The organism is Roseovarius indicus (assembly GCF_008728195.1).
GTDB classification, from domain to species: Bacteria; Pseudomonadota; Alphaproteobacteria; order Rhodobacterales; family Rhodobacteraceae; genus Roseovarius; species Roseovarius indicus.
This window is the reverse complement of the sequence record NZ_CP031598.1, coordinates 1,278,209-1,296,637: the sequence shown is the minus strand read 5'-3', so window position 1 is coordinate 1,296,637 and position 18,429 is coordinate 1,278,209. Positions and strand designations below refer to the sequence as shown.

14 protein-coding genes are annotated in these 18,429 nt (G+C 66.9%); 9 read left to right on the top strand and 5 right to left on the bottom strand.

Going from position 1 to position 18,429, the window contains the following annotated elements:
• Positions 1-61: 61 nt before the first annotated feature.
• Positions 62-301, bottom strand: coding sequence for a hypothetical protein (locus tag RIdsm_RS30340; RefSeq protein ID WP_177228417.1), 240 nt, complete (start codon positions 299-301; stop codon positions 62-64).
• Here RIdsm_RS30340 and RIdsm_RS06040 point away from each other — a divergent pair.
• The 6 genes from RIdsm_RS06040 to RIdsm_RS06015 all read left to right on the top strand — a co-directional run bounded on the left by RIdsm_RS06040 (position 291) and on the right by RIdsm_RS06015 (position 9,704).
• On the top strand, positions 291-800 hold the full coding sequence (locus tag RIdsm_RS06040; RefSeq protein WP_244955850.1) for a TetR family transcriptional regulator C-terminal domain-containing protein: 510 nt from the start codon (positions 291-293) through the stop codon (positions 798-800). The two genes, RIdsm_RS30340 and RIdsm_RS06040, sit on opposite strands and share 11 nt — an antisense overlap.
• A gap of 155 nt (positions 801-955) precedes the next feature.
• A complete protein-coding gene (locus RIdsm_RS06035; RefSeq protein ID WP_057814484.1) occupies positions 956-1,429 on the top strand; it encodes a hypothetical protein in 474 nt (157 codons plus the stop codon).
• Positions 1,430-1,476: 47 nt separating this feature from the next.
• Positions 1,477-2,508 (top strand): DUF11 domain-containing protein, encoded by a 1,032-nt coding sequence (locus RIdsm_RS06030; protein ID WP_057814482.1) that lies wholly within the window; start codon positions 1,477-1,479, stop codon positions 2,506-2,508.
• Positions 2,509-2,556: 48 nt separating this feature from the next.
• Positions 2,557-3,582 (top strand): DUF11 domain-containing protein, encoded by a 1,026-nt coding sequence (locus tag RIdsm_RS06025; protein WP_057814480.1) that lies wholly within the window; start codon positions 2,557-2,559, stop codon positions 3,580-3,582.
• Position 3,583: 1 nt separating this feature from the next.
• On the top strand, positions 3,584-8,563 hold the full coding sequence (locus RIdsm_RS06020) for a carboxypeptidase-like regulatory domain-containing protein (protein WP_057814477.1): 4,980 nt from the start codon (positions 3,584-3,586) through the stop codon (positions 8,561-8,563).
• Entirely contained in the window at positions 8,550-9,704 is a 1,155-nt protein-coding gene (locus tag RIdsm_RS06015; protein WP_160325819.1) for a hypothetical protein, read from the top strand. The genes RIdsm_RS06020 and RIdsm_RS06015 overlap by 14 nt, the downstream gene beginning before the upstream one ends.
• A 14-nt stretch (positions 9,705-9,718) precedes the next feature.
• Here RIdsm_RS06015 and RIdsm_RS06010 read toward each other — a convergent pair whose 3' ends face one another.
• Positions 9,719-11,806, bottom strand: coding sequence for a sensor histidine kinase (locus RIdsm_RS06010; RefSeq protein WP_177228418.1), 2,088 nt, complete (start codon positions 11,804-11,806; stop codon positions 9,719-9,721).
• Positions 11,807-12,187: 381 nt separating this feature from the next.
• Here RIdsm_RS06010 and RIdsm_RS06005 point away from each other — a divergent pair, with 381 nt between their 5' ends.
• The 3 genes from RIdsm_RS06005 to RIdsm_RS05995 are packed head-to-tail and all read left to right on the top strand — an operon-like array spanning position 12,188 to position 15,370.
• The gene (locus RIdsm_RS06005) at positions 12,188-13,273 is read left to right on the top strand and encodes a TRAP transporter substrate-binding protein (protein WP_057814471.1); all 1,086 of its coding nucleotides are present in this window, start codon (positions 12,188-12,190) and stop codon (positions 13,271-13,273) included.
• 55 nt (positions 13,274-13,328) lie between these two features.
• Entirely contained in the window at positions 13,329-13,823 is a 495-nt protein-coding gene (locus RIdsm_RS06000) for a TRAP transporter small permease subunit (protein ID WP_057815079.1), read from the top strand.
• Entirely contained in the window at positions 13,820-15,370 is a 1,551-nt protein-coding gene (locus tag RIdsm_RS05995) for a TRAP transporter large permease (RefSeq protein ID WP_177228419.1), read from the top strand. Before RIdsm_RS06000 ends, RIdsm_RS05995 begins: the two co-directional genes overlap by 4 nt.
• 38 nt (positions 15,371-15,408) lie before the next feature.
• On the opposite strand, the gene RIdsm_RS05990 is transcribed toward RIdsm_RS05995, so the two are convergent.
• Genes RIdsm_RS05990 through RIdsm_RS05980 form a run of 3 tightly spaced genes read right to left on the bottom strand, consistent with a single transcriptional unit; the run spans position 15,409 to position 18,410 of the window.
• Positions 15,409-16,728 (bottom strand): TRAP transporter large permease, encoded by a 1,320-nt coding sequence (locus RIdsm_RS05990; protein WP_057814469.1) that lies wholly within the window; start codon positions 16,726-16,728, stop codon positions 15,409-15,411.
• A gap of 38 nt (positions 16,729-16,766) precedes the next feature.
• Positions 16,767-17,282, bottom strand: coding sequence for a TRAP transporter small permease (locus RIdsm_RS05985; protein ID WP_057814467.1), 516 nt, complete (start codon positions 17,280-17,282; stop codon positions 16,767-16,769).
• Between the two features lie 42 nt (positions 17,283-17,324).
• Positions 17,325-18,410, bottom strand: coding sequence for a C4-dicarboxylate TRAP transporter substrate-binding protein (locus tag RIdsm_RS05980; protein ID WP_057814465.1), 1,086 nt, complete (start codon positions 18,408-18,410; stop codon positions 17,325-17,327).
• Positions 18,411-18,429 lie beyond the last annotated feature (19 nt).

Genomic DNA, 18,429 nt, shown 5'->3' with positions numbered 1-18,429 from the left:
CAATCATTTTTTTGCAATCATCCGGTGGAACGGCTGCACGAAAGCCGATAGAACGTTGACATTATCGGGCTGTCCCGCCCATGTAGGAAAACGCGCCGGACGCCGAAAAATCAGGCATATGGCCCCATGCAGAGGAAGGTGATCCGATTTCCACCCGCGAGAAAAACCGCAAGGACGCGCCTGCCGGAAAGCGGGCCTCGCGCCGCGAGGAAAAGGTAGAGGAACGGCGGCGCAGCCTGATCCGGGCCGCGATCAAGGTGATTGCGAAAAAGGGCCTGACCGGGGTGACGATGAATTCCATCGCCACCGAGGCCAAGTGCTCGTTCGGGGTGGCCGCGTTTCACTTTCAGTCGAAGGAGGGCATCATCTTCGCCGCGCTCGACCATGCGGCCGAGGAGTATGAAGCCTATCTCTCCGAATTGCGGGAAACGTCGAGCGGCCCGGCCGACCGGGTGCGCAGCATGATCCAGGCGGATTTCAGCAAGCGGGCCAGCGGGCGGGCCTCGGTTGCGATGTGGGTGGCGTTCTGGGCCGAGTCGGTGCGGGTCGGCAGTTATCGCGAGAGATGCGGCGAGATGCGTGCCCACTTCAACAGCATGGTGGCGGACGACCTGAAGGAGCTGGCCCGCATGCGCGGCGTCGAGATCGACGCAGACCAGGTGGCGGTGTCGCTCAACGCGATGATCTCGGGCCTGTGGATCGAGAGCATCGTGTCGGGCGGGCCGGTATCCGAGGGGCAGAGCCGCGCCCGGGAGGCGTGCCTGGCCTTTTTGCGCCTGCATTTTCCAAAAGATTTCTGATACTTAGGGGCCGCAGCGCGGGGCCGGCGCCCCCGGCCTGCGAATTCTTGCTGGTCCGGGTTGATGCCACACTCCTTTCACATTTGGATGAGAGGCGTGGGGGTGTAACGATGAATCGTCGTGTTTCGACGGTGCCCGACAGCAATGGAGGTCACGTGTATAAGTACAGCCGCATCCCGGTTTGCCTGCTTGCCGCAGCATTCTTCCTGCCCATCCAGCCCGCCCAGGCCGAAACCACGGTTTCGATCGACGTCGTGCGGGAGGTGGACAGCGCCGAGGGCGACAGCGAGCTTCAGCCGGTCGAGACCGCCGTTCCCGGTGAGCCGCTGATCTACCGCATCCGGCTGGAAAACACCGACCCCGTTCCCGCGACGTCGGTGGGCTTGTCGCTGCCGCTTGACGACAGCCTTGCCATCGACCCGCAATCGGTGTCGGCCGAGACGGATATCGGCGTCACGTTCTCGGTCGATGGCGGCGAGAGCTTTGAGGCCTTCGAAACGCTGTCGGTGGAGGACGGCGGCACGACGCGCCAGGCGCAGGCGACCGACCTCACCCATATGCGGATCGAGATCGCGGAAGTCGGTGCCGAAAGCACGATCGCCGTGAGTTACGACGCCGTCGTCCGCTGATTTTCCCGGGCCCCGCGCCCGCCCGTTCACGAGCCCAGGACCCGACCATGCCACTCTTCCCCACCTTCCGAGCCGTCGCGGCTGCCGCGATCCTGTCCCTGCCCGGCGCCGCGGCCCTTGCCGCCGGGACCGAACCCGGCACGAGCGTGTCGAGCACGGTCAGCATCTCGTATTCGAGCGGCGGCACGACGATCACGCAGGACGATGCCGCGAGCGTCGAATTCGTGGTCGACCGCAAGGTCGATTTCAGCTTCCAGGGGCAGGATGCCGGCGGCACCGTGCTGGCCGACCAGGGCGCCGACGGGCAGGTGATGGTCTTCCGGCTGGAGAACGAGGGCAATGACAGTTCGGGCTATGATATCGACGTGGCGAGCGCCGGGGATATCGGGCTGAGCCATGACCCGGCCGGGGCTGGCGAGCCGGGGACCTATTCGGTTTATGTCGGCACGGAGGCCGATGTTGCGCCCGAGGACGCCGTCTATGACCATGACGGCACCGCGACGATCGGTGACCTTCCGGCCGACGCGGTACGCTTCGTGAAGATCGTGGCGCATGTGCCGGGCGACGTGGGCGATGCGGCGGAGGATACGTTCGACGTCACCGCCACGGCGCTCGATGCCGGGACGAGCACGGTGACGACGGAAGTGACAGGCCAGGGCCTGCAGGGCGTCGACACGATTTTCACCGATCCCGGCGAGGACGGCACCGAGCAGGCGACGGAACGCTACGTGATCCAGGCGCCGCAGCTGAGCGCGGAGAAGACGGCTGCGATCGTGTCGGAGAACCTGTCGGGCGAGTTCGACTGTGGCGGGGGCGCCGCCGAAGCCGGGGCCGAGGCCGCCGTGCCGGGGGCCTGCGTGGAATACGTGATCAGCGTCAGCAATGCCGACGAGGCCAGCACCGACGCCGTCAATGTGACCCTCACAGACGCATTGCCCGAGGGCATCACCTTTGCCGGGATCGCCGCGAATACCGGGTTCGATGCGGTGAACGAAGCCAGCGGCACGGTCACGGCCGAGCTGGCCGCCCTGCCCCCCGGCGCGACCGCCAGCGTAAGTATCCGCGCCACGGTGGACTGACCCATCGACCTGCCCGCCGACCCGATCAACGACTTGCCGGAGGACCCCATGCCACGCGACACCCGCACCCTGTTTTCGGCGGCCCTGCTGATGGGCGCATTCGCGCAAGGCGCGTCGGCTGCCGGCGCGCCGCCGGGCGAGATCGTCTCGAACAGCATGACGCTGAGCTACGAGACCGGCGGCGACACGATCACGCAGGAAGAGGCCGCCGAGGCGAGCTTTACGGTCGATCAACGGTTGTCGTTCACCTTCGCCTCGCTGGAGGACGGCGGGACGGTGAATGTCGAACCGGGCGCGGCGGCGCAGGAGATCCGGCTGATCCTGACCAACACGGGCAACGCGGCGGTGCCCTTCGACATCGATGTCGCGGCGGTGGCGGATCAGCTTGGCCTGACGCTTGACCCGGGCGGCGGCGGCGAGGAAGGCACCTATTCGGTCTTCCTTCTGGACGAGCCCGGCGGCACGGCCGTGGCCTATGACCCCAGCGGCGTGGTCTCGACCGGCCCGATCCCGGCGGATGGCTCGCGGATCGTGGTGATCCGGGCGACGATCCCGCGCAGCGCGGGCGATGGTGCGCTGACGTCTTTCGAGGTCAGTGCCGCGCCGCTGACGCCGGGTGGCGGCGGCACGCAGGGTGCCGTGCGCGGCCAGGGCCTTGGCGCGGTCGATATCGTCTATGCCGACGAGGGCGAGGACGGCACCGTGCTGAGCGAGACGAGCTACCAGGTGCTGGCGCCGCAGCTGACGGCGGCCAAGGACGTGGTCGTGGTGTCGGAAAACCGTTCGGGCGAGTTTTCCTGTTCCGGCGGCGCGCCCGAGCCGGACGCCGAGGCGTTCATCCCCGGCGCCTGCATCGAGTACACGATCACGCTGAGCAATGCGCCCGAGGCCGGCAGCCCGGCGACCTTCCTGCAGTTCAACGACACCCTGCCCGAGGGGGTGACCTTCGACAGTGTCGCGGTCAATAACGGGTTCGACGAGTTGGATGTCGAGGGGGCGATGATCAGCGGCGCGGTGGCCACGCTTGCGCCGGGCAGCTCGGCCTTTGTCCGGATACGCGCCACAGTGGATTGACATGCCGAGATGGCGCGCACCGTTCCGGATAGCGGCAACGGCCCTTCTGCTGATTGCGGGCACGACGCAGGCCCAGACGCCTGAGCCGGGCGCGGCTGGCGGAGAGATCACCAACCGCGCCGTGATCGAGTTCGGCACGGGCGGCATCCCCACGATCGAGGCGGAAAGCACGATCGAGGTGGTCGCCCCCGACCTGCCCGGCGAGCTGTCGGCCTATCGTGTGTCGGGCGCAGAGGCGGATGCCATCGAGCTGGAGGTTCCGCCGCCGGATTACAGCACCACCGCGCGGGCCGGCGGCCCCTTCCGGCCGGTTCCCGAGGCGGCGCCGGGCGCCGGGGCGTCGGTGATCAGCCGGCTTGCGAGAACCGGCCGGGTACGGACGGGCGAGCAGGTTGTCTTCGTGCTCGACGACCCGCTGGCGAATACCGATCCGGGGCGGCGGGACAACGCGCTGCTGGAGGTGCAGGATTCGGTGAGCGGCGATACGGAGCTTCTGCGCATCCACGAGACCGGGGCGGATACCGGGCTGTTCGCCGGGGGCATATGCGCCTGCGACGGGTCGGGGCGCGAGGCCGACGGGCGGCTGGCCACGCGGGAGAACTCGCGGCTGATCGCGCGGAGCAGCAACCGGCGTTTTCCCAAGCGGCAGTTCGAGAACAGTGTCACGGTCGGGCCGGTTTCGCCCACCGGGCGGGTGTTCGACAGCCGCAGCGGCACGCCGCTGGACGGGGCGCGGATCACCATCGTGAACGCCGAGACCGGCGCGGTGGCGGATGTGTATGGCGAGGATCTGGTCTCGCCCTTCCCGTCGACCGTGGTCAGCGGCGGGCGGCCCAGCGATGCCTCGGGGCAAAGCTATGACTTCGCGCCGGGCAGCTACAGGTTTCCCTATGTCGAGCCGGGCCGCTACCTGTTCATCCTCGAGCCGCCCGACGGCTATGTCGCGCCGAGCCGCATTTCACCCGAGCAGATACGGGCGGCGGTCAGCCCCGAAACCCGGGTGACCGGCGCCTCCTATCTCGAACCATTCGAGATCGCGCCCGGGCAGACGCTGCTTTACGATATCCCCCTCGATGGCGCGGCGATGCTTGACCTCAGCCGGTCGGCCTCGTCCGACCGGCTTGCGGTGGGAGAGGCCCTTCGGTTCACCGTCACGGTCGGTGCCTCGGTGCCCGGCGACACGGAGGTCGATCTCGAAGACCGGCTGCCGCAGGGGCTGAACCTGGTGCGCGGGTCGTTGCGGATTGACGGGCAAAGGGTTGGCGGCCGGCTGGAGGTGTCGGCGGACGGGAGGAGGCTGGAGCTGGCGGGGCTGAAGCTGCGTGCCGGGGCGCGGCGGCAGGTGAGCTACCTGGCGCGCGTCACGCCCGCGGCGCCCGATCGCGGGATCCTGACCTCGCGCAGCACCGCGTCGGGCGAGGAGTTCGCCACGCTGTCGGCCGCGCACCGGCTGGAGGTGGTGCCGGCCTTCGAGCGGGACGAGAGCGCGGTGCTGGGCCAGGTGCGGGTGGGATGCGGCCCGCCGCGCCGGGCGGCACGGGACCTGTCGGGCATCAGGGTGATGCTGGCCAACGGGCGGTTTGCCGAGACGGATGCGCGCGGGCGGTTCACCTTCCGCGGCATCGTGCAGGGGACGCATGTGCTGGCGGTCGATCCGCTGACCCTGCCGCGCGGGTATGTGCCGGTGCTGTGTGGTAACAACACGCGGCGGGCGGGGTCGGCGCAATCGATCTTCGTCGAGACGCGGGAAGGATTCGTGCGGAACGTGCGGTTTCATATCCGCGAGACCGGGATCGACGAGGCGCCGGAGCCGGAGATCGCCATGCCGCCGGGGATCGAGGCCTATGACGCGGATTGGCTGGATGCGGCACCGCGGCGGGTGGGGATCGCCTTTCCGCCGGACAATCACCTGCCGCCGACGCGCAGCCTGTCGGCGGCGATCGTGCGGGGCAAGGGGCAACGGACGGAGCTTTACCTGAACGGTGAGCCGGTGCCGGAATTGTATCGACGGCCGGCGATTGCCGGGGATGGCGGCGAGCGGTTCCTGGAGATCTGGCGCGGGGCCGAGCTGGAGGGCGGGGTGAACCGGCTGCGGCTGGTGTTGCGGGATGCGGATGGCGCCGTCGTGCGGGAGCAGACGCGGAGCATCCGTTTCGCCGACACGCCCGCCGGTCTGGAGGTGGTGGAGGAGATGTCGGACCTGAGGACGGACGGGCGCAGCCGGCCGAGGGTGGTGTTCCGAGCGACGGATGCGGAGGGCACGCCGTTGCATCCGGGGGCGATTGTCACGGTGTCGGTGGAAAGGCCCTTTGCGTTCGCCGCCGACGCAAGGATGCATGACGCGCGCGAGGGGGCGGAGCCGATGCAGCGGACCACCGCGACGGTGGATGCCGACGGGTATTTCCGGATGCGGCTGGCGCCGAGCCGGCGGTCGGGGCTGGCGAGGTTTGCCATCGAGGGGGCGGATGAGCGGCCGGTGGCGACGGCGCGCATCTCGGCGGCCGAGCGGCCCTGGACGGTGGTGGGGCTGGCCGAGGGGACGCTGGCGGGGGACCGGGTGGCCGATGCCATGGCCGACCCCGGCGACCGGCGCATCCTGTCCTTCGGTGACGTGGCCATCGACGGGCGGGCGGCGATCTATGCCGAGGGGGTGGTGCGCGACGACTGGCTTCTGACCCTGCGCTATGACAGTGCCATCGACCCCGACGAGCGGGATTTCTTCGCCGAGGATCCCGACCGCGACTACATCGTCTATGGCGACGAAAGCCGCGAGGGCGATGCCGCGAGCAGCCGGAGCCCGCTTTACTTTCACCTCGAGCGCGAGGGGGTCGACCTGCTATACGGGGATTTCGACACCGGGGTCGGGCGTGACAGGCTGGCCGAGTATACCCGCCGCCTGACCGGCGGGCGAGCGATCTTCGAGGACGAGCGGCAGCGGCTGACGCTGTTTGCGGCCGAGACCAGCCTCGGTTTTGCCGAGGATCGCTTTGCCGCCGACGGTACGTCGGGGCCGTTCGACCTGCGCCGGGCGGATATCCTGCCGAACTCGGAAACCATCGTGATCGAGACCACGGACCGCAGCGACCCGGCGCGGGTGATCAACCGGGTCGAGCTGCGCCGGGGGTCGGATTACACGATCGACTACGTCGACGGGCGGATCTTCTTTTCGGCGCCGATCCTGTCGCGCACACCGGAGCTGGACCCCAACACCATCGTGGTGACCTACGAGACCGAGACCGACCGGCGCAGCGGGTTCATCCTTGGCGGGCGGTACGATGTGCGGGTGAATGACCGGCTGCGGGCGGGGCTGACGCTGGTGCACGAGGACGACATTGCCGATACCGATGGCGCGGGCCGTCTGCTGGGGGTCGATGCGGAGTACCGGGTGAGCGACACGCTGACCTTCGGCGCCGAGGTGGCGATGTCGCAGCAGGAGGCGTCGAACGTGCTGGAGGCCGGGCGGGAGGCGCATGCGGCCGAGGTGACGCTGCGCTATGACGACGGGGCGAGCGTGGTCGATGCCTATGTCCGCACGGAAAGCACCGGCTTCGGGATCGAGAATATCGTCGAGGGTCCGCAGACGATCAACAGCGCCGGGCTGACCGCGAGCGTGGTTCTGGCCGACCGGAGCGAGGTGGACGAGGATGGCGAGACCCAGACCGATATCCTGCGCTTCGAGGCGAGCGCGCGGAGCGAGCACAATGTCGACACGCGCGAGACGCTGACGCTGGCCGAGGGGCTGGTGCTGCGCGAGGAGAACCGGCGAACGCGGGGCATCGGGCTGCGCTTTGCCGAGCGGCGGAACGCGCCGGAGGGGCCGGACGGGCGGGTGCTGAAGGCGATTGGCCGGGCGACCTATGAAAGCGAGGACGGGCGGTTCCAGATGGCCATGGGACAGGAGGTGAGCCTATGGGAGGACGGCGGGCTGGCCGAGGCCGACCGGGGCACGCTGACGCTGCGCTACGACGTTACGGAGAGGCTGTCGGTGTGGGGCACGAACGAGGTGGCGCTGGGGCGGGATTTCCGGGTCGATATCCTTGCCGCCGGGGCCGATTACGCGGTCTGGCCCGGCGCGGTGCTGACGGGCGGGCTGGTGAATGCCATGACACGGAGGAACGCGCAGACGGTGGGGCACCTGGGTCTCAGGCAGGAGCTGGAGATGAGCGAGTATGCGACCGGTTACCTGGGTGTCGAGGCGCAGGATTCGCTGGCCGGGAACCTGGAGGACAGCGGGCCGTTGCAGCGGGCGGGGCTGACCAACCCGCGCCTGTCGGAAGGGTTCGTCGTTTACCGCGCGGGGTTCGAGCGGGTGACGGAGGGGTGGAAGGCCTCGGTCGATACCGAGCTGGGCTATACCGACGAGAACGACCATGTCCGCCTTCAGGCGCGGGCCACGACGCCGCTGACCGCGAACCTGTCGGTCGGGGCCTATGCGAATTTCTTCAGCGCGGTGCGCAAGGACGGCACGCGGGAGCTTGACCACGAGGTCCGGTTCAGCTCGGCCTGGCGGCCGGAGGAGCGGCCGATCATCGTGCTGGAACAGTTCGAGGTGATCCGGGAACGCGACGAGGTCGTCGACGAAACCCGGGTGATCAATTCGCTGATCTATACCGAGCAGCTGGACGACCGGAACGAGGTGACCGCGCGGCACGGGATGAAATATATCGAGCAATCCTTCGACGGCGAGACGGTGACGGATTTCCTGATGCTGGTGGGCGGCGAGTACCGCCACGACCTGAGCGAGAAGTTCGACATTGGCGTGCATGGCGCGGCGCTGTGGTCGGCCGAGGGCAGGACAAGCGATTTCTCGGCCGGGGTGTCGGTGGGCCTGACGCCGTTCAAGAATGGCTGGCTGTCGGTGGGCTATAATGTCACCGGGTTCCGCGACGAGGATTTCAGCGAGAACGGCTATACGAACGAGGGGGCCTTCGTGCAGTTCCGGTTCAAGATCGACCAGGAGAATTTCAATGAGATCTTCTGAGCGGCGCGCCGCGGGCCCGGCGATGGCGGCCGGGGTCATCGCCCTGCTGCTGGGGCTTGCCCTGCCGCTGGCCGCGCGGGCGCAGGCCTGTGCGGCGGCCGGCGATGCGCTTCGGCTCGACTGGTCGGAGACCGGCTGGACGGCTGGAAGCAAGGGCGGGACGTATACCGCGGGGCGCACGGGTGCCTCGGGCGACGGGACGGGCGAGGCGGTCACGGTCACGTTGTCCGGCGCGACCAACCGCTTCGAAAAGGGATACCCGGCCGTGAGTTCGGAGTTCACCGGCGGGCGGGGTTCGGGGCATGAGTCGCTGGCCTTGCAGGTGGATTTCGGCAGCAACCAGCAATCGGTCACTGTTCGGCTCGATTTTGCGTCGCCGGTCGACGGGCTGAGCTTCGAGATCCTCGATGTGGACTACCTGCCCTATCAGCGGGTTCAGCGGGGATTTCGCGACGGCGTGACCGTCACCGGCGTGACGGAGGACGGCGGCACCGCCCTGCCCGCGCTGCGGTCGCCGTATTTCCCCGCGGGGCAGACCACGTCCGACAGGGCGACGGTTTATTTCGGCGCGCCGCTCGCCGCGAACCAGGTGGTCGGTTACGGCGGCGATGCCGCGCCCGGCACGGACGAGGGCAACGTTACCGTGCGGTTCGGGCAGCCGGTGACATCGGTGCGGATCGAGTACACCAACGGGCTCTATGCCCCGTCGCCCAACCCGCAGCGGCAGGCGATCGCGCTGTCGGATATCGAGTTTTGCGCGGTGCGTCCCGCCAATCTCGAGGCCACGAAAACCCAGGCGGTGATCTCGGAAACCCCGCAGGCCTGTGGCGATTTCGACGCGCCCGCCCCGGGCGGGGCCGAGCTGACCATTCCGGGCGCCTGCATCGAGTACCGTATCCGGGTGACGAATACCGGCACGCGCCCGGCCGATGACGTGAGCCTTGCCGACGAGCTTGACGGCAGCCTCGTGTTCCGGGCCGCGCGGATACTGGGGTTCGAGGCGGACGGGCCGGGTTTCGGACTGACGACGCCGGTATCGGGGCAGGATTGCGCGGGCGGCGGCTGTAGGGTCAGCCTGGCCGACGCGGCCCTGCCTGCCGGGGCGACGGGCGAGGTGGTGATCCGTGCGACGGTGCGGTGAGGCGGGCGCGGGCCTCAGGCGGCCGAGTCGAGCCTGTTGGCATGCGCGCCGTAATCGCGTGCGGAGCCGTGCCGTTCGTTGGAGGGCAGCCGGAGCGTGAAGGTCGACCCCTTGCCGGGTTCGCTGTCGACATGCAACGAGCCGTTCTGGGCGTCGGCAAGCGTGCGGGAAATGGCAAGGCCGAGGCCGATGCCGCTGTGCCGGCGCACGTTGGAGGATTCCAGCTGTTCGAAGGCGTTGAAGATGCGCTTCTGATCGGCGGTCGGAATGCCCGGACCGGAGTCGGAGACCTCGAAGATCGCCGAGTCGCCTTCGCGCCATGCCTTCATTTCGATGCCGCCGGTCTCGGTGAACTTGATGGCGTTGCCCACCAGGTTCAGGAGGATCTGCGTCGTGCGCAGCTGGTCGCAGAAGACCTCGCCCTTCTCGGCCTCGACCTTGAACGCGAGGCCCTTTTCCTCGGCCTTAATGCGGATCTGATCGGTGACCGACGATACGAGATCGACGATATCGACCGTTTCGGGCCGCACGGCCAGCTTGCGGGACTCGATCTTCGCGAAATCGATCATGTCCTCGACCAGCCCGTGCAGGTGCTTGGCCGACCGTTCCTGTTTTTCCATCGTGTCGGTGAAATGCTTGACCAGCACCGAGACGGCATCCTTGATCTCGTCGATCTCGACCTCGGGATCATCGAGCTTCTCGCGCAGGGTTTTCGTCATGCCCAGCGTTTCGAAATTCTTGCCCAGCGAGGACAGCCCGAGAATGACGGTGATCGGCGTGCGGAGCTCGTGCGAGAGCGTGTCGATGAACTCGGACTTGGCGCGGCTGGCGGCCTCGGCCTGGTCGACCGCCTGCTTGAGCTGGGTGACGTCGGTGCGGACACAGAGGCGGCCGCCATCGCTGAGGGCGCGGTCGGAGGCGAGCAGGTAGCGGCCGTTCGACAGCTCCTGTTCGAATTCCGTGTCGGGGCCGAAGAAGCTCTCGAGCCGTTTGTGGATCCATTTCTCTTCGCGGCCGATCGCGTCGGGATGCTGGCCGTTCTGGACGCCGAGCCGGATGATGTCTTCGAAGCGCGCGCCTTCGCGGATGCGTTCCGAGGAAACCGCGTACATTTCCATGTACTTGGCGTTGAACGCGACGAGGCGGCCCTTGTGGTCGAACATGGCGAAGCCGCCATCCATCGCCTCGATCGCCTCGGTCAGGCGGACCTGGGCGCGGCGCTGGAGCACGGCGAGGGTCGCGACCAGCAGCACGAGGCCAATGATCACCGCCGATCCGAAGCCCAGAAGGATGCGGTCTTTCACGTAAGTGGGCGAGTTGGTCGGCCAGCCGCCGGCCGGAATGGCTGCGACCTCCCAATGACCGGTGGGAAACTCGAGCTCGAGATTGATGGGATTCTGATTGGCGATTTCCGGGCTCCCGAGCACCACGCGCTCGCGCCCGGCGTATAGAGGGTCCGAAGTGATCAGGATATCGAACTCGTCTCTCATATCGTTCAGGCCGGTGACATCGAGGAAGGCATCGTGTTCGGCCACGATCGACACGATGCCCCACAGCCGCTTGCCGGTTTCCGAGGACGGATCGTTCACATAGACCGGCTGCCGGAAGATGAAGCCCTTCCCGCCCTGGACGAGATCGATCGGGCCGACGACGGTTGCCCTGCGGTTCTCGATCGAGCGTTCGATGCCGGGGCGCTGGTCGGGGTTGCTGCGGTAGTCGAAGCCGAGGACGCTTTCGTTGCCCTCCACCGGATAGACCATGTCCACGACGAGGTCGCGCGCCGTGGCGAAGTTGATGACCTCTTCGGGCAGGTAATCGAGCGTGCTGATATAGGCGGAGAATTCCTCTTGCGTGGCGTCGGGGTTTTCCTCGACATAGGTGGTGACCTTCTGGAGCAGAAGGAAGTGGCCGAAGATGCTCTCTTCGATATGCTCGCGGACCTCGATGAGGTTCACCGTACTGTCGGCGCGGACTTCGTTGAGATGGTTTTCGCGCAGGAGATCATCGATCTCGACGGCGACGAAGAAAAGCGCCGTCGTGAGCACGATGGACACGCCGATCAGCACCCGGGCGAGCCGGGATGTCTTATTCCGGTGATTCACGTTCTTCATACGGAGACTGCCCCCGGCCCAATCAACTGTTCACTGCCACGTCTTGCCTAGCGGCACCGGGTCTGCGCCGAAGGTCACGACGCGCCGATGCCCCGGGAAATGACCGGTCTTATGTGGCCTTTTTTGGACAGTGGTATGGTTAAGTATGGGGTGTTGCGGCCGTGTCACACAGGTCGGATCCGGCCGTGGCCCCGGCGACATGGGCGCGGTTAGGTACTTCAGGGAAAATCGCCTGCGGGCCGGGTGTTGGGCGAAAAACAGGCTTGCGCCGGGTGGGATTGGCTGGTCAGCTTGTGCAGGAAGGCGGATCATGCCGGTCTCTGACCGCACACCCGCCCTTTGCTTCAACATTGCCAACAAGGAGATAAGAAAATGGACCGACGCAGATTTCTAGCAACGGGCGTCGCGGCGACGGCTGCCTCGGGGCTGGCGGCCCCGGCGATCGCGCAGGATGTGCGCCAGTGGAAGATGGTCACCGCGTGGCCCAAGAACCTGCCCGGGCCGGGCGTGGCCGCGCAGATGCTGGCCGACCGGATCACCACGCTTTCGGGCGGTCGGATCGAGGTGAAGCTCTTTGCCGCGGGCGAACTGGTGCCCGGGCCCGGCGTGTTCGACGCCGTGAGCGAGGGCACGGCGGAGCTTTACCACGCGGTTCCGGCCTATTGGGGGTCGAAATCGAAGGGTATCCTGCTGTTCGGGTCGCAACCCTTCGGCCTGCGCGCCGACGAGCAGGTGGGCTGGCTTTACCACGGCGGTGGCCAAGAGCTTTATGACGAGATGTATGGCCGGTTCGGGGTCAAGCCGTTCCTGTGCGGCAATTCCGGGCCGCAATGGGCCGGCTGGTTCCGCGAGGAGATCAACTCGGTCGAGGACCTGAAGGGCCTGAAGTTCCGCACCACGGGCCTTGCCTCGGAGATGGCCAGCAAGCTGGGCATGGCCGCGCAGGCGATGAGCGGGCCGGCGATGTTCCAGGCGCTGCAGACCGGGGCGCTGGACGCGGGCGAATTCATCGGGCCGTGGACCGACAGCGCGCTGGGCTATTACCAGATCGCCAAGAACTACTATTGGCCCGGTGTGGGCGAGCCGTCCTCGGCCGAGGAATGCGGCGTCAATGCCGAGGTGTTCAGCGAGCTGCCCGAAGACCTGCAACAGGTCGTCAGCTTTGCCTGCGAAAGCCTCTACAACCCGGTCTGGACCGAGTACACCACCAAGCACGCGCAGGCGCTCAAGACCCTTGTGGAAGAGCATGACGTGCAGGTGCGCAAGCTGCCCGACGACGTGATCGCGGCGATGGGCTCGGCGGCCGAGGAGGTCATCGACGAGCTGCGCCAGGACGAGGACGAGCTGGTGAAACGCATCACCGAGAGCTTCATCGCCTATCGCGACCTTGTTGGCGGCTACATGACCTATGCCGACAACGGCCAGATGAACGCCCGCGCGGGCGTGATGGGCTACTGATCGCAAGACCAGGGTGTGGCGCCTGGCGCGCCACACCTGCCTTTCCGGGGGACAGATGAACCGTATCGCCGCAACGCTCGACGGGATGAACACCATCGTGGCGACCGTCACGAAATGGCTGGCGCTGCTGATGGTGCTGGTGCAGTTCGGTATCGTGCTGGGCCGCTATGTCTTTGGCGTCAATTCCATCGCCGTGCAGGAAAGCGTGCTCTACATGCATGCCACGCTGTTCATGCTGGGCGCGGGCTATACGCTGCTGGTCGACAAGCATGTGCGGGTCGACATCTTCTATGCCAAGGCCGCCCCGCGCTCGCGCCGCGCCATCGACCTGTTCGGGCATGTCTTCCTGCTGATGCCGTCGATGGCGGCGCTGCTCTACTGGTCGTGGCCCTCGGTGCGCAATTCCTGGAAGATCCTCGAGGGGCCGATTTCCGTCGGCGGGATCGAGGCGGTCTTCCTGTTGAAATCCCTGATCCCGGCCTTCTGCATCCTGGTGATGCTGCAATCGCTGTCGGAGATCATCAAGCTGATCGTGCGTGGACCCAAGTGACAGCCTATCTCGACCTTCTGATGTTCGCGGCGCTGGTCGTGGTGATCCTGTGCGGCTTTCCGGTTGCCTTCAGCATTGCCGGCGTGGCGATTTGTTTCGCCTATCTTGGCTGGCTGGTGGGGGCGATGGATATCTCGCTTCTGGGGGCCATGGGACAGCGAGTGTTCGGGCTTCTGTCGAACGATGTGCTGATCGCGATACCGCTTTTCGTGCTGATGGGTGCGATACTGGAGAAAAGCCGCATCGCCGAGGTGCTGCTCGATACGATGGGGCGGATCTTCGGGCAGTTGCGCGGGGGGCTGGGCATTTCCGTGGTGCTGGTGGGCGCGCTTTTGGCGGCCTCGACCGGGATCGTGGGGGCGACCGTGGTGGCGATGGGGATGATCGCGCTGCCGACGATGCTTCGGACCGGGTATGACCCGCGGGTGGCGGCGGGGATCGTCTGTACCGCCGGGACGCTGGGGCAGATCATTCCGCCCTCGACGCTGCTCATCATCCTGGCCGACGTGATGTCGAACGCCTATCAGCAGGCGCAGTACGAGCAGGGGAAATTCTCGGTCGAGGCGCTGTCGGTCGGGCAGTTCTTTGCCGCGGCCCTGATCCCGGGCCTGATGCTGGTGGGGCTTTACCTGGCGTACATCCTGTTGCGCGGCATGATCCGCCCGCAGGACATGCCGCCGGCCGAGGCCGGCGCGGCCCGGCCGGACCGGGCTGACGTGCTGGGGGCCGTGGTGCCGCCCGTTCTGCTGATCTTTGCCGTGCTGGGCGCCATCCTCGGGGGTGTTGCCACGCCGACCGAGGCGGCCTCGGTCGGGGCGGTGGGTGCGGTGCTGATGGCGGGGCACCGGCTGGGATATACGCCGCGGCTGATCATGGTCGGCGCCGGGGCGCTGATTCTGCTGGGGGTTCTGTCGGGGGCGTTTCCGGTGCGGCTGCAACGGAGTGACCTGTCGCCGGGCGATTACGCGCTTGGCGCGCTCTACGCGGGGCTGGCGGTTGCCGGGGTGGTGGCGGTGCTGCTGGCCCTGCGCGGCACGCTGCGAGAGCGGGTCATGCACGATGCGGCGTATTCGACCCTGACGATGACCGCGATGATCTTTGCGACCATTCTAGCGGCAGGCATGTTCTCTCTCGTGTTCATCGGGCTTGGGGGCGAGGAGCGGGTGGCGCATCTGCTGGAGAACCTGCCCGGCGGGCCGACCGGGGCGCTGCTTTTCACCATGCTGTTCGTGTTCGTGCTGGGCTTCTTCCTGGATTTCGTGGAAATCTCGGTGATCGTGCTGCCTTTGGTGATGCCGACGCTGATCCTGATGGGGCATGACCCGGTGTGGCTGGGCATCCTGATCGCCATCAACCTTCAGACCAGCTTCCTGACCCCGCCTTTCGGGTTCTCGCTGTTCTACCTGCGCGGGGCGGCCCCGCCGGAAGTGACGACGGGGCATATCTATGCCGGTGTGCTGCCGTTCATCGGATTGCAGGCGGTGGGCGTGCTGCTGGTGTGGCTGCTGCCGGATCTGGCGACGTGGCTGCCGGGGGCGCTGTTCTAGGCGGGCTCGGGTGCGGGTCGGGGCGGGGCCGCCCTGCCCTAGTTCACCGTCATGAGCCCCGGTAGCCAGGTCACGATCGAGGGGATGAAGAACAACAGCGTGATTGTGACGAATTCCATCGCCACGAACCACGATGCCCCCCGGAACACCGTGGGCAGCGGGGTTTCGCGGTCGATCCCGGCGATGACGTAGCAGTTGAGCCCGACCGGCGGCGTGATCAGGCCGATTTCGCACATCTTCACCGTCAGGATGCCGAACCAGATCGGATCGAAGCCGAGCGAGCGCACGGTGGGGAACATGATCGGGATGGCGATCACCATCATCGAGAAGGCATCGAGGAACATGCCGAGCGGCACGAAGACCAGCAGCAGGCAGGCAATGACCAGATAGGGCGGCAGGCCGGAGTCGACCACCGCCGAGGCGACCTGGTTGGGCACCTGAATGAGGGTGAGGAAGTAGGAGAACACGCCCGCGCCGATGACGGTGAAGAGGATCATCACCGTGGTGTCGATGGTCGATTTGAAGCTTTCCGTGATCTTTCCGAGCATCCCCTCGCGCCACGACGCGCGGTGGGCGAGCAGCATCAGGAAGGCCGCGAAGGCGCCCAGCGCGCCCGCTTCGGTGGGCGTCATCAGGCCCATGTAGATCCCGCCCATCACCACGATGAAGAGGACCAGCACCTGCCAGGCCTGCCCCGTGCCGGCCACCGCCTCACCCCAGCCCGCGCGTTGGGTCACGGCGGTTCGAGAGGCGCCCTTGCGGGCGATGAGCCAGATGCCCATCATGAAGATGAAGGTGGTCAGCAGGCCCGGCACGATCCCGGCGATGAGCATCTTGCCGGCCGAGCTTTCCGTCAGGGCGGCGTAGAAGATCAGGAGGACGCTGGGCGGGATCAGCACGCCGAGAACACCCCCCGCCGCGACGGCCCCGGCCGACAGCGATGGATCATATCCGGCTTTCTTCATCTCGGGCAGGGCGACGCTGCCCACGGTGGCCGCGGTGGCGACCGAGGAGCCGGAGGTGGCGGCGAAACCCGCGCTTGTCAGGATCGATGCCATGGCCAACCCGCCGGGCAGATGGCCAACCCATTTCGCGGCCACGTGGAAGAGCTTTTCGCCGATCTTGGCGTGATGCGCGAAGGCCCCCATCAGGATGAAGAGCGGGATGATGACGAGGGTGTAGACGGCCGTGGTGGAGTAGGTCAGCGACTTCAGCCGGGTCATCAGGAAGGCGAGATCCTCGACCATGATCAGCCCCGCCGCGCCTGACAGCGCCAGCGCCGCGAAGACCGGCACGCCCGTGGCCATCAGGAAGAAGATCAGCGCGACCGCGATATAGGTGGCGAGAAGCGGGTCCATTCAGGTTACCTTTCAACAGCGAAGCACGGCGCCATGGCTTACGTCTCGGGGCCGGTGGTGGTGTCTTCCGGCTCGTCCCGGAGCGCGGCGAGCACCGCGTGCAGCGCCATCTGCAGCGCCGCCAGCCACAGCCCCAGCGCCAGCCCCACCTTGGCCCACCAGATCGGCACCTGGATGTAGCCCCAGCGGAATTCCCATATGGACACCGAATAGATCGCCTCTTGCGTGGCGGGCCATGCGAACATGAAGAGCGCCAGCGCCCCGCAGCCCCACGCGAAGGCCATCGCCACCCGGTGCGGCAGGCCGGAAAGCCGCGTCGACAGCATGTTGACGCGGATATGGGCGCGATCCTCCTGCGCCCACATGGCGCCGAGGAAGACGACCATGACGAGGCTGAGCTCGGACATCTCGAAGACGCCGGAGATCGGCTCGCCCGTAACGGCCCGGGTGATGACGTCGGCCGTGGTGCCGAACATCAGGAAGGCCAGGAAGATCATCGCGACCACCCCGAAGGCACCCGAGACGCGTTTCAGCGCGAGACTGACAATGTTCATCGGGTCCTCCTTCGGGGTGGTCGCAGGGACATGGTGCGGGGCTTACGATCCGGTGGCAATCTCGTAGGGCCGGCGCAGCACGCCTTCGGGGTCGTACTTGGCGATGGCGTCGGAGATGATCGATTGCATTTCCTCGCCGTCGACGCCGGCCTTGGGGGCGACGTTCTCGATCCACTTGTTGACCTGGGCGGGCTGAACGAGGCCGCGGGCGCGTTCTTTCTCCGCGTCGGAGATGGTGTTCATCTGCACGCCTTCGGCCTTGGCGGTGTCGACGTAGCGCTCGAGCACCTCGCCGTAGATCTCGGCGAACTTGTGGTCGTAGATCTCGTCGACGATCTGGTCGGAGACCTGCCGGATGTCATCGGGCAAGCCATCGTAGACGGCCTTGTTCATGATGACCGCCGAGGTGCCGTGCGGGCCGTCGCCGATATCGTAGAAGTTCGGCGCGATCTCGTGCAGCTTGTAGGCCACGGCGGTGACGAAATCGAAGCCGTAGACGCCGTCGAGGATGCCGCGTTCCAGCGCCGGGTAGACCTCGGGGGCGGCCATCGGGATGGCGGTGCCGCCCAGCGCCTCGATCACGTCGGTGGCGACGCCGTAGCCGCGGATGCGCTTGCCCTTGAGGCCTTCGAGCGAGTCGATGGGTTCGCGCAGGATCAGCGGGGCGTAGTTCCACGTGGTCCAGTAGAGCACCTTGGAGCGGTGACGCTCTTCCCATTCGGCGCGGAGGGGGTCGAACTTTTCATAGGTCTCGCGGCAGACGCGCTGAAGCGCGTCGGCGCGGTTCATGCGGAAGTACCAGTCGAGCCCACGGGTGACCGGCAGCTCGGCCTGGTAATAGCCCGGCGCGATCAGGGTCATCTCGGAGGTGCCGTCACGGGCTGCGGCGAGGTGCTCGCCCACCTTGTTGAGCGAGCCGGACCAGTAGCGCCGGACCTCGACCTCGCCATTGGTGCGTTTCTCGAGCTCGTCGAGATACCAGCGGTCGGTCCACGAGGGGCCGGCGCTGTCGGACACGTAGCTGTCGAATTTCAGCGACGTCGCCGCCGAGACGATCGACGGGGCCCCCAATGTGAAGGCACCGCCGGCCACGGCCGCACTGTTTTTCAGGAATTCTCTACGCTGCATGATATCCTCCCTGGTCAGC